Genomic DNA, 12,448 nt, shown 5'->3' with positions numbered 1-12,448 from the left:
CCTCACCGCCATATTTTAAGAAGAGCTCGTACGCAAGTACGGGCTTTTTTTTCGCCTGTTGCACCCCGACCGGGGTCGCCCCCGGCCATCCAGTGTTATTAAGCGGCGGGACGTTTTTCCCGGTATCTCCCCCTCTCCAGCAGCAGGCTAAAGGACGCCGGCAGCACGGTTAACGTGACGAGCGTCGCGACAATCAGCCCGCCAATGATGGCATACGCCATCGGTCCCCAGAATACCTGGTGAGAGATGGGGACCATACCCAGTATCGCGGCGCAGGCGGTCAGAAATATCGGCCTGGCCCGGTGCTCTGCGGCGGCAATAATAGCGGCATCGCTTTCCATGCCCTGAGCCAGATTGCCGTCAACTTCAGTGATAAGTATCACGGCATTGCGGATAATCATCCCCGCCAGCGCGATGACGCCGAGCAGAGCCACAAATCCCATTGGCGTGTCGCCCGGCAGCATGGCCATAACAATCCCCGGCAAGCCGAACGGGGCCATGAACAGAGCCAGCAGCATACGAGAATAGCGCCGCAGCTGAAGCATCAGCAATAACAGCATAATGCCGAGGGTGACGGGTAAAATATTCAATACCGAGCTGTTGCCTTTTTCGGACTCCGCGACCACTCCACCTTCGACAATGCTGTAACCGGTGGGTAAACCCGCGCGCAGTTGATCCACCGTCGGGCGCAGACCGTTCGATACGCCTTCTGCCCGCATTCCCGGCGCGAGGTCGGTTTGTACGGTGATAAACGGCAATCTTTGCCGACGCCAGAGCACCGGATCGTCCACTCCCCAGGTTGGCGTGGCCACCGCGCTGAGGGGAACTTTTTCTCCACCGCGCCCCTCAACCGTCAGCGATGACAGGGTGGCAAGATTCAATCGCTCGCTGTCGTTCGCCCGCAGCACCACATCAACCAGCCGGTCATTGTCTCTCAGCGATGTGACCGTCGTGCCTGACCAGACGGTATTAAGCGTCTGCGCCAGACTCTGCGATGACACTCCCGCCGCCCGCGCGGCAGTCTGGTTCACCTGCAGGACGATGGTTCTCTCCGGCTCGCCGGCGGTCTGATTTACCTCCCGGGTTAACGACGAGCGCCCTATCGCCTCGGCCAGACGCCCGGCATACTCTCTGACCTTGAGATAATCAGGCCCGCTGACCCGGTATTTGATCGGCCAGCCCACCGGAGGCCCTAGCTCCAGAGGCGAAACGCGCGAGGTCAGAACGCTGAATTGCGTGGCCAGCAGCGCGTTTAACTGTTCCCGCAGGCGGTCGCGGGCGGCCAGGTCTTTCGCCACCACCACCAGCTGCGCCGTATTTTCATTATCCAGCAGAACATCCATCGGCAGATAAAAGCGGATGGCGCCCGCCCCAATATAGGTCGAATAATGGTCAATATTGCGATTCCCGGCGAGCGCCCTTTCCAGCCTCTCCGTTTGTTTCTCCGTTTCCGTCTGCGAAGCATTGGCCGGAAGCGTCAGGCTGACCAGCAGCTCCGGGCGATCAGATGAAGGGAAAAACTCCCCCTGCATAAACGTGGTCCCGTACACCGACAGTCCCAGCGCGGCCAGCGCAATCCCAAGGGTGGCAAGCCGGTGGCGCAGTACCGTACGCAGAAGTCGTCCATATCCCCGCGCCATGCGGCCCGGGCCTGCGGCACGATGTTTCAGCTTTTCCGGCAGCAGCCACGTTCCGGTCAAAGGGGAGAACAGAATCGCCACGACCCATGAATTCAGAAGCGCCATCAGCACCACGGCAAACAGCGAAAAGCAGTATTCGCCCGCGCTGGATGAGGCAAAACCGACGGGAATAAACCCGGCAATCATGACCAGCGTACCGGTCAACATCGGAAATGCCGTGGTTTGGAAAGCGTACGTCGCCGCCTGCCGTCGCGTATCGCCGGCCTCAAGCCGGGATACCATGGTTTCCACGGCGATCATGGCATCATCCACCAGCAACCCTAGCGCAACGATCAGGGCCCCGAGAGAGATGCGCTGTAGACCAATGCCTGCCAGCAGCATCCCGGCAAAGGTCAACGCCAGCACCAGCGGGATCGCCGCGGCCACCACCAGCCCGGCCCTTAATCCCAGCGAGACAAAAGAAACCGCCAGCACAATCAGCACGGCTTCCACCAGTACCCGGACAAATCCGCTTACGGCGCCGCTGACCACCGCCGACTGGTCAGCCACTTTAACTATCTCGATGCCGTGCGGCATCCCGGCGCCGATGGCGCGCATTCTGTTATTCAGCGTCTCGCCAAAGCGCAGCATATTGCCCGTCGGCGCCATGGAAATCGCCAGCCCAACGGCAGGACGTCCGTTAACGCGAAACGCCGCTGAAGGCGGTTCGGCCGCGCTTCTTTCAATCGTGGCAATATCGGTCAGGGGAAGATAGCGATCGTTGATGTGCAGGATGACGGCGCGCAGGCTCGCTTCGCTCCTGAGGGCCCCGCTGACGTTTAGGGTGATATTCTCCTGCCCGGTGCGCAGGGTTCCTGCCGGCACCACGGCATTCTGGGCCTTCAGAGCGTCCGCAACCTGCTGAATGGTAAGCCCCATACCGGCCAGCCGGGCGGGTGAAAAAGCGATGACTATCTGCTCCTGCGGCTCGCCAAGGAGGACCGTTTTGCCGATATCCGGCACGGACATCAGTTCACGGCGGATCGTCTCCACCCGCTGTCGCACCTCCTCAAGGCTATATCCGTCAGGGATAAATCCGTAAATGGTGCCGTACGTGTCGTCAAACTCATCGTTCACGCTCGGTCCCTGCGCGCCTTCCGGCAGCGATGGCGCAATATCCTGCATTTTTTTGCGGATCTGGTACCAGATCGCCGGGACGTTGTGTGCCGGGGTGTCATCGCGGAGATTAATATAGATAACCGTTTGCCCGGCTCGGGTTTCACTTTCGATATAATCGAGCCAGGGCGTTTCCTGTAATTTTTTCTCCAGGACATCCGTCACCAGATGCGTGGTATCCGTTACCGACGCGCCCGGCCACTGCGCCGAGACTACCGCCGTTTTGATAGTGAAAGCCGGATCTTCATTTCGCGGCAGCAGCGTATAGCTGAGCGAACCGATAACCATAATCAGCAGCATAAAGAAACTGACCATTTGCGGGTTTTCCAGCGCCCATGCAGAAAGGTTAAAGCGATTTTTTGACGGCGCTATTTTCACGGCAGCCTCTCTCCGGCGACGACTTTTTCGCCCGGGCGCAGTTTGCTAACGCCGGCGGTAATAACCCGGTCGCCGGGTACAAGGCCGGAGGCGATGATCGCGGAAGAAGCCGTGTAGCTGGCGGGAACGACAACGCGCAGCTGCGCCTGCATCTGCGGGGTGATGACAAAGACGGCCGGTTTATCTCCGCAGCGGCTCAGCGCAGAAGCCGGTATGGCGTATCCCGTCGAGCCTGATGACGGCAGCCTTACCGTGACGCTGGCGCCCAGCGCCATCGCGGCGGGCGGTTTCTTGAGCGTTGCCCTGACGCGCCATGTCCGGGTCTGGGGATCGGCCTGTGGGCTAATATCACGCAAAACAGCATAGGCCTTCACCCCGGCATCGCTGAGCAAAGCAACCTGAAATTCTTCCGCCCTTTGCGCCTCAACCTTAGCGGGATCCGGGATATCAAACACCACATCGCGCGCCTGACCCGCCGCCAGCGTCACCACCGTCTCTCCGGCGCTGACCACCTGACCGGGAGAGGCGCTGACCGCCGTGATAACCCCCTCACCCGGCGAAGTAAGACGCGTCCAGCCCAGGCTTTCCCTGGCGTTGCGCAAAGCGGCCTCGCTGCTCTTCACCCGGGCGCTGGCGACCAGCCAGTCCGCCTGCGCGCTGTCCAGCTGAGAGCGGGCGATTGCGCCCGTGGCGATGAGCTTCTGCATCCGGTTAACGTTCAGCGCGGCGACCCGGGCGGTCGCTCGGGCGCTCTCATCGTCAGCCGTCGCGCTGTCCAACTGATTTCGCGCGCTGGTCTCTTCAAGCGTCGCCAGCAGCTGCCCGTAGTTGACCCGATCGCCGACATCCACCGCGCGCGTCAGCATCCTGCCCGCAGTACGAAAGCTCAGGGCCGTCTCATCATGCGCGTGGATTTCGCCCGTTCTTTCCAGAGCGGGAAGCGTCGCCGGGGAACCCACCACCACGTAGCGCACCGGGCGGGCCGGCGCGGGCTTTTCGGCGCTTTTATCGCCGCAGCCCACAAGCGGTACGATCATCAGGATCAGTACGATCGGCGGCAACAGCGCAAACCAGGATAGCGTCCGTTCTGCGCCGAGCAAAGCGTACACGCACTGACGAAGGGAAAGAACTAACTCATATAACATAACGCCACTCCGTTCGGGAAATGGCGCCATTACATGACACATTCATCGAGAATGGCTCGACGTTGTGTCAAGGGATTATCAAGGCAGGCTGTTTTCTTCTGCGGCGGGAGCGTACGGCAGAACAACGCGAATCTGCAGGCCGCCGCTCGCCGGTAGCGATGCGCTGATGCGCCCCCCGTGCGCCACGCAGATAGCGCGCGCAATGGATAATCCGAGGCCGCTGCCGCCGGAGTGTCTGGCGCGGGACGCCTCCTCGCGGGTAAAACGTTCAAACATATCCGGTAAAAAATGCCTCGCCACGCCGGGCCCGTCATCGACAAAATCAATGGTGTAAGCGCCCTCGCCGCGGCGCAACGTAATTGCCAGATGTCCCCCCCTGCGCCCGTAACGTACGGCATTTTCCATCAGTACGCTAAATACCTGGCCCATGCGAAAAGCATCGCCGCGGAAGGGACAGGACGGCGATGGCTGAATGGCGATCGTCACGCTCTGCGCGTCCGCCTGCGGCGTTAACCATGCGGCTCGCTCCTGAAGGAGCTCATCCAGACAAAATGGCCGCTCATCGAGCACCAGATTGCCGGCATCCGCCAGGGAAAGCAGATGCAGCTCATCGGTCAATCGATTCAAATGCTGGAGTTGTTTCATCACCATCACCAGCTGCTGCGGCTGGGTATCAAAAACGCCATCCAGCATGCCCTGCAGACGGCCAATCGCCGCCGTCAGCGGGGAGCGAAGCTCATGCGCCATCGCAACATGCGAGGCGCGGAGTTCTTTATCATAGCGGGCCAGCTGGCCGGTCATTTTGTTAAAGTCGGCAGCAAAGCGGATCATTTCCGCTGGCGCGTCCTCAATCAGCTCCGCCTGGCGGCCAAATTGCCCCCCGGTGACGTCCTTCGCCGCATCACGAAGACGGCTGAACTGCAGCGAGAGCGGACGGGCGTAGCGGAGCCCCATGACGACAATGAAGGGGATCATGACCAGCACCAGCACCGCCACGGTCACCCAGTCCGCTGAGGCGATAGAGGGCGTGGAATAGCTCAATCCCCACCAGGTATCGACAATCTGATGAAAACGCGCCGGGTTGGCCTCCGGATTGCGGCTGAGCGCAATGAATTCCTCCCGCAAAGCGGGCGGCATTTTGTGCATGATCCAATAGTTCTGCACGGCGAAACGCAGCCACATACAGGTGGCGATAACCATCACGCTGCCGATGGCCAGTGCCAGAATGCGCCCGCAAATCCAGCGCCAGAGAGAGGAGTGACGGGTCTTCATCATGGCTGTCTGAACCTGTAGCCCACGCCGCGAACGTTGACTAGCACCCCGGATACCCCCGCCCCCTCCAGTTTTTTACGCAGGTTATAAATATGCGTATCCACCACGCGCTCAAGCGCTTCGCTCTCAGGAAGGCAGCGCTCCAGCAGATACTGTCGCGAAAAGGGACGGACGGGGGCGCGCATCAGCGTAGCCAGAAGCGAAAACTCGGTCGGGGTAAGATCGAGAATATGGACAGGTTCCCCCGGATTGCTGACGGCCGCGACGATGGCAGCGACGTCCACCTCCAGCCCCTGCCAGCGCAGAATGTCTTCCTGCGTCTCCGCTTTGCGGCTCCGCCGGAGCACGGCCTGAACTCGCGCCACCACTTCGCCGGGATGATAGGGTTTCACCACATAATCGTCGGCGCCATAGCGCAGCGCGCCAATACGATCGGGCATATCCCCCATCGCGGTAACCATAATCACCGGCACATCGCTTTTCCGCCGCAGGCTGGCCAGCACCTCGGTCCCGTTCAGTCCGGGCAGCATCACGTCCAGCAGAATCAGATCGGGTTTCCAGCGCTGCGCCATATCCAGTCCGGCGAGGCCATCCACGGTGACCGCCACATCATAGTTTTCCCGGCGTAAATAGGCCTCAAGCACCCCGGCCGCATCGGCGTCATCTTCAATTATCAACACTCTTCTGGACAACATCTGTTCACCTTGACCGTTTCTTAACACTATCCCGACCGTTCATTGATTCAGCAAAACCATACTGCACCGGCATTCTGCGGCGCGTCCTTATCGGCGGCGCCCGCGTCCACGTGGAGAACAGTATGATAGCCAGAAAAATTTCGCCGTATATGGTCGTGCCGTTTTTAATGGCGATAACACCCGGCGCGCGTGCCGATGAAGCCGCCGCGCCTTCCGATGGGCTGACTATCGGGGTGGGCGGAAAATACGCGCCTCGTTACAGCGGCTCTGACAAGCAGAGTTGGCAGGTGGTTCCCGTACTACAGGGGCGGAAAGGCGCTTTCTTTATTGATAGCCAAAAAGGCATAGGCTATGACCTGGCTGACGACAGCGGTCTCTACTTCGAGCACACGCTCGGTTATGACCTCGGGCGAGCGGAAAAAAACTCAGGCTGGCGCGATGGGGCGAATACGCTGAAGGGGATGGGTAATATTAAAGCCACCATGAATACCGCCTTCGCCGTCGGCTGGTCGGTCACGCCGTGGCTCACCGTTGAAGGTAAGGCTACGCTTCCGCTCACCGACGCCCAGGGCGTGCATTATCAGACCTCCGCAACCCTCCTGCTGCTCCAGAATTCGCAGGATATCGTTGCCTTACAGTCCGCCGCGCTGTTTGGCGACAGCCGGTACGCCAATACCTTTTACGGGGTCGATCAACGACAGAGCGCCCGTTCCGGCTATCGCCGCTATCGCGCCCCCGGCGGATTTTACGGCATCGACAACGCGCTGACCTGGAGCCATCAATATGACGAGCATTGGGGTTCCACGCTCAGCGCCGGCTATACCTGGCTCGGAGAACACGCCGCTGACAGCCCGATAGTCTCACGGCGCAATGAAGGTTCCGTGACCGCGGCAATCACCTGGACATTTTAATCGATCCTGCGCTCGTCCAGACACCCACCGCGCCGGTTGATTAAAAAAACCTGAAGCGCTGTTCACGTGAATGATAAGCTTCTGCAGCGTTACATTTAAATGTTAAGGAAGGAAAATGAGCACCATTGCCGTTGTTGTTCTGACTTACGTTAAACCGCTTGATCAGGTAGACGCCCAGCTTGCTGCGCACGTGGAATGGCTAAAGCAAGGCTATGCTGACGGAATATTTCTCGCTTCGGGGCGTAAAATCCCCAGGTCCGGCGGCGTGATTCTGGCTAAAGGCGATGATATGGATGGGCTGCAAAACTGGCTGAGCCAGGATCCATTTCAGCAATCGGGCGTAGCGAAAGTCGAGATCGTTCCTTTTGAAGCCACGATGGCCGCTCCCTCACTGCAGGCTCTTCTGTAGTGCAGCAAAAACAAAGCCCGGTCACCCGGGCTTTGCAGACGCAGAAGTACTCAGTAGTAGGCTTTCAGCGCGCGCTGGCAAAGCGTTGAGCGCACGCAATCATCGGTTGTAAAGCGCACAATACCCACCATCTCATCCTCTTCAAAACGCGCCAGCGCATCGGTCAGACCCGACCGTACGCCTGAAGGTAAATCGCACTGGGTAATGTCGCCGTTGACGATAACCGTCACGTTCTCCCCGAGGCGGGTCAAAAACATCTTCATTTGCGCAGCGGTCACGTTCTGAGCCTCGTCCAGAATCACCACCGCATTTTCAAATGTACGTCCGCGCATATAGGCGAACGGCGCGATTTCCACCTTGCCGATTTCCGGACGCAGGCAGTACTGCATAAAGGAAGCCCCTAGCCTTCTCACCAGCACGTCATAGACCGGTCGGAAATAGGGAGCAAACTTCTCGGCGATATCTCCCGGTAAGAAGCCGAGATCTTCGTCGGCCTGCAGAACGGGACGGGTAACAATAATTCTGTCCACATCCTTATGGATCAGGGCTTCAGCTGCTTTTGCCGCGCTAATCCAGGTCTTACCGCACCCGGCCTCGCCCGTGGCGAAGATCAGCTGTTTATTGTCGATGGCATTCAAATAATGCGCCTGAGCGTCATTGCGCGCTTCGATTGGCGATGCGTCGCGGCTATCCCGCGCCATGCCAATGGCTTCTACGCCACTCATTTGCACAAGCGATGTGACCGATTCTTCTTCGCGCTGCTTATGGCTTCGCGAATCCTGTCTCAGCACACGTTTGGCCTCACGACGAGCTCTGGTCACTGCTTTTTGTCTTCCCATGGATAGCACCTTGCGTTGTTGGTTTACATCACACGCGCCACGATCGACGCGATTATGCGCACTAACGATTGAGGTTTGGCTTCCTTGTAAGCCATTGCTTGCCTGACGAATTGGCAGAGGGTCACGGCTACGCGCACCGGTAACCTTGCCTGGGTTCTGGTTTTCTTTGATAGAGGAGGAGGATTTTGCGGTGTGAAAATCGCGGCCGGAAGTTGGGCTCCCGTGCTGATGAGTACGGTCTGGGGTTTGACGTTTTCCGTTACAGCAATCGGGCATTCGCGATCTCCATAATGAAACGAGACTACTGCCGAGAACTACCGCGCCTGTAATAAGTACATCAGAAATAATTCTAAGCGCAACTTATTTTTCACACACAGACAACAAATAATTCTCATCGCAGCTGAGGAGAGTTTCCGACTATAAGATTACAGAAAAATGAAACAAGGCAGGAAATACAAAAAATGAATGGAAAAACAGCAGAAAACGCCCTGCCCTTGCGGGCAGGTACGTCAGGCTTCGAGCAGCGATTGCCCGAGATAATGCCGATCGTCGATAACCCCCGGCAGAACAAAGAAATAGCCGCCGCCAATGGGCTTCACGTACTCCTCCAGCGCTTCTCCATTCAGGCGCTTTTGCACCGTCAGGAAGCCTTTTTCCAGATCGTGCTGGTAGCAAACAAACAGCAGCCCCATGTCCAGCTGACCGGAATTGGTCACCCCCAGCGAATAGCTATAGCCCCGGCGCATCATCAGGCTGGATTCGGTTTCCGGGGTACGCGGGTTCGCCAGACGAATATGGCTATCGAGCGCAATGGTATCGCCGTCAGGGTCTTTGCTGTAATCCGGGACATCGTGCTCGTGCTGCATCCCAAGCGGCGCGCCGCTCAGTTTATCGCGGCCAAAAATAGTCTGCTGCTCTTTCAGCGGCGTGCGATCCCAGAACTCAACGTGGAACTGAATAATCCTCGCCGCCTGATAGCTGCCGCCCGTCGCCCACGCTGGCTCTCCCTGGTCGGCGGTGACCCACACCACTTTATCCATTAGCGCCTTATCGGTGCTCACCGGATTCGCGGTGCCGTCTTTGAAGCCCAGCAGATTCACCGGCGTCTCTTTACCCTTGCTGCGCGCGGCGCTGTCGGAGATAAACCCTTCCCGCTTCCAGCGCACGCTGAGCAAATCCGGGGTGTGCTTAATCACATCCCGCAGGGCGTGAATCACCGTATCCTGGGTGTTGGCGCAAATTTGCAGCAGCAGATCGCCGTGGCACAGCGCCGCATCCAGCGAATCGTTCGGAAAACGCGTCATCTTTTGCAGCCTCTTCGGCGCCTGATGAGCCAGGCCGAAACGCTCGTCAAACAGCGAATGCCCCACCGAGACGGTGATCGTCAAATTATCCGGGGCGATCCACGGCCCGAGAATGCCTGAGTCCATCGGCGGCAGCCGCGGGTTCGGCGTCTCCGGCGCGGGACCGCCTTTGGTCAGAAAGGCAATACGCCGGGTCAGCAGGCGAAACAGCCGCTCAAGGTCCGCTTTATCGCTGGCCAGCACATCAAAGGCGACAATCATCATCGACGCCTGCTGCGGAGTCAGCACTCCTGCCTGATGTGGACCATAAAACGGCTGCGCTTCCTGACGCGCATCCGGCGACACCGTGCCCGGAGAGCTATTGTCTTTTGCCGCGTGCGCCACCGGGCAGCCGCCGGATATCGCCAGCGCGCCGCCAAGCGCGCCGATCCCTTTTAACAACCGCCGCCGGGACGGTTGATTAACATCATATTTTTGCTCAGCCATCGCCTTAGTCCAGACCCAGGATCCCGCGCAGCTGGGCCAAATCTTCCGCCAGCGTGGTGATCGGGCCTTTCAGCGCGTTACGATCGGCATCCGTCAGCTTGTCATAGGTCTCAAAGCCATCTTTGGTGCGGTATTTGCTGAGAATGGCGTCCACCTTTTTGAAGTTGGCATCCACCTTCGCCAGCAGCGCGCTGTTCTCTTTTTGCAGCTGCGGACGCAGCAGGTCGACGATTTTCTGCGCGCCGTCAATGTTGGCCTGGAAATCCCACAGGTCGGTATGGCTGTAGCGATCTTCTTCGCCGCTGATTTTGCTGGCGGCCACTTCTTCAATCAGACCGGCCGCGCCGCCGACCACTTTTGACGGCGGAAACGCCAGTTCGCTAATGCGTTTTTGCAGCTCGAGAACGTCAGCGTTCAATTGATCGGCATAGTTATCCATTCCCTTGACGCTGTTATCGCCAAACAGCGCTTTTTCCAGCCGGTGGAAGCCGGTGAATTTCGGATCTTCGGCTTTTTTCTCGTAGTCATCCTCGCGGGCGTCAATGCTGCCATCGAGATCGGAGAACAGTTCGGCGATCGGTTCGATACGCTCATAGTGCTGGCGCGTCGGCGCGTACAGCGCTTTCGCCTTCTCGATATCGCCCGCTTTCACCGCATCGGTAAAGGCTTTCGTGCCGCTAACCAGCTCCGCGGTCTCGGCGCTAACCCAGGCTTTATAGGCGGTAATGGCTTCACCCAGGCTGAGCAGCGCATCGGCTTTGGCAGCATCTTTGGTCGCCTCGCCGGTCACCGTCAGTTTGCCTTTCGGGTTAGTCAGCAGGCCGCAGGTCATATCATATTCACCCGGCTGCAGGTTGGCCGTCAGCTTTTGCGTAAAGCCGGGGGCGATATTCTCCCGCTCTTCCACCACCATCACCCCTTTCAGAATCTCCCACTCCAGCGCTTTCTGGCTGTGGTTCTGAATGATGAACTGGGTTTTACCCGCCTTCACGGTGACGTTCATCGGCTCGCACTGTTTGTCGGTGACGGTCACTTTGACCTGCGGAATATCGGCCGCCTGGGCGTAAAAAGCCGAGCTGAACAGCGCAGCAAGCGTAAGCTGCAGCGCATTACGACGAAAATGATTCATCATGACCATCCCTTTCGATAAGTATGTTGTCACTATTGCAATCCGCGATGCCCGACTACGCTGCCCGGGATGCGGTGGTTTTTTTACCCGGCGGCGAGACGTACAGCACCAGCGCCGGGATCAAATAGATAAAGTAGACCGCCACTTCGCTGACGGTCGGCGTTTCCTGATAGCCGAAGATCCCTTCCAGCAGCGTGCCGAATAGGGTGTGCGTCGAAATGACGTTGCTCAGGTCGAAGGCGACCGCCTGGAAATGGTTCCACAGTCCGGCCTCATGGAAGGCGCGGATAGCCCCCGCGGCGAGGCCTGCGGCCACCAGTAAAATAAACAGGCTGGTCCATTTGAAAAAGACGGCGAGATTCATGCGGATGCCGCCCCAGTAGATCAGGAACCCTAAAACGATGGCCGTCGCGAGGCCGAGCATCGCGCCGATGGGCGGCCAGATTCCGACATCCTGCTGGAAAGCGGCGAGCAGGAAAAAGACCGATTCCAGGCCTTCACGCGCGACGGCGAAAAAAACCATCATCACCAGCGCCCAGCCGTGGTTATTTCCACGCTGGAGGGCATTATCAACCGCCTGCTCAAGCTGCTGTTTGACGTTGCGCGACACCTTACGCATCCAGAACACCATCCAGGTCAGAATGCACACCGCCACCACCGCCACGATGCCTTCGAACAGCTCCTGCTCGCGCTGCGGAAACTCGCCGGTGGTTTCGTTGATAAAAATTCCGAGGCCCAGGCACAGCGCCGCAGCAAGCAGCACCCCAATCCACATGACGCCAATCCAGCTACCGCGCTGGGTGCGTTTCAGATAGCTGGCAATCAGGCTGACAATCAGCGCAGCTTCCAGGCCTTCACGTAACATGATGAGAAATGGGACAAACATGCCAACACCCTTAAATGTGAACCGCAGTCAACTGATGCAAAGATAGGTAAATATTTATGATAGTGATTATCATTACAATAATCAGAAACACAAGTGAAATGTGGAGTGAATGATGACGATTTGTAAATCAGTCGCGAACAAATAATGACTTGCGCGATTATCTCGCAGCCCAGGCCCCTCGGGCAGGAGGACGGGATTT

The 12,448-nt window shown here is 58.4% G+C and carries 10 protein-coding genes; 2 read left to right on the top strand and 8 right to left on the bottom strand.

Translation table 11 applies throughout. From position 1 onward, the window contains the following. Positions 1–98: 98 nt before the first annotated feature. The 4 genes from ABLU87_RS23795 to ABLU87_RS23780 form a co-directional block, all read right to left on the bottom strand. The gene (locus tag ABLU87_RS23795) at positions 99–3,173 is read right to left on the bottom strand and encodes an efflux RND transporter permease subunit (RefSeq protein ID WP_122117517.1); all 3,075 of its coding nucleotides are present in this window, start codon (positions 3,171–3,173) and stop codon (positions 99–101) included. Then, the gene (locus ABLU87_RS23790; protein WP_049083456.1) at positions 3,170–4,318 is read right to left on the bottom strand and encodes an efflux RND transporter periplasmic adaptor subunit; all 1,149 of its coding nucleotides are present in this window, start codon (positions 4,316–4,318) and stop codon (positions 3,170–3,172) included. Before ABLU87_RS23790 ends, ABLU87_RS23795 begins: the two co-directional genes overlap by 4 nt. A gap of 78 nt (positions 4,319–4,396) precedes the next feature. Further along, the gene (locus tag ABLU87_RS23785) at positions 4,397–5,593 is read right to left on the bottom strand and encodes a HAMP domain-containing sensor histidine kinase (RefSeq protein WP_122117518.1); all 1,197 of its coding nucleotides are present in this window, start codon (positions 5,591–5,593) and stop codon (positions 4,397–4,399) included. After that, on the bottom strand, positions 5,590–6,285 hold the full coding sequence (locus tag ABLU87_RS23780) for a response regulator (protein WP_049079877.1): 696 nt from the start codon (positions 6,283–6,285) through the stop codon (positions 5,590–5,592). Before ABLU87_RS23780 ends, ABLU87_RS23785 begins: the two co-directional genes overlap by 4 nt. Positions 6,286–6,407: 122 nt before the next feature. On the opposite strand from ABLU87_RS23780, the gene ABLU87_RS23775 reads away from it, so the two are divergent. Next, complete coding sequence (locus tag ABLU87_RS23775; protein ID WP_046876523.1) at positions 6,408–7,196, top strand: MipA/OmpV family protein; 789 nt, start codon at positions 6,408–6,410, stop codon at positions 7,194–7,196. A 115-nt stretch (positions 7,197–7,311) separates the two neighbouring features. Then, entirely contained in the window at positions 7,312–7,605 is a 294-nt protein-coding gene (locus ABLU87_RS23770) for a YciI family protein (RefSeq protein ID WP_014838068.1), read from the top strand. A 50-nt stretch (positions 7,606–7,655) separates the two neighbouring features. On the opposite strand, the gene phoH is transcribed toward ABLU87_RS23770, so the two are convergent. The 4 genes from phoH to efeU all read right to left on the bottom strand — a co-directional run bounded on the left by phoH (position 7,656) and on the right by efeU (position 12,249). Beyond that, positions 7,656–8,444, bottom strand: a complete 789-nt coding sequence (gene phoH / locus ABLU87_RS23765; protein ID WP_014228807.1) for a phosphate starvation-inducible protein PhoH — start codon at positions 8,442–8,444, stop codon at positions 7,656–7,658. 509 nt (positions 8,445–8,953) lie between these two features. Beyond that, complete coding sequence (efeB, locus tag ABLU87_RS23760) at positions 8,954–10,234, bottom strand: iron uptake transporter deferrochelatase/peroxidase subunit (RefSeq protein WP_014838067.1); 1,281 nt, start codon at positions 10,232–10,234, stop codon at positions 8,954–8,956. Positions 10,235–10,238: 4 nt separating this feature from the next. Beyond that, positions 10,239–11,366 (bottom strand): iron uptake system protein EfeO, encoded by a 1,128-nt coding sequence (gene efeO, locus ABLU87_RS23755; RefSeq protein ID WP_025106254.1) that lies wholly within the window; start codon positions 11,364–11,366, stop codon positions 10,239–10,241. Positions 11,367–11,418: 52 nt separating this feature from the next. Then, positions 11,419–12,249: an iron uptake transporter permease EfeU gene (gene efeU, locus ABLU87_RS23750; RefSeq protein ID WP_009653546.1), complete on the bottom strand. Its 831-nt coding sequence runs from the start codon at positions 12,247–12,249 to the stop codon at positions 11,419–11,421. Positions 12,250–12,448 lie beyond the last annotated feature (199 nt).

Origin of the sequence: Klebsiella sp. CB_Kp196, assembly GCF_040061575.1 — a bacterium.
Lineage (GTDB): Bacteria > Pseudomonadota > Gammaproteobacteria > Enterobacterales > Enterobacteriaceae > Klebsiella > Klebsiella michiganensis.
This window is presented reverse-complemented; position numbering and strand designations above follow the sequence as displayed.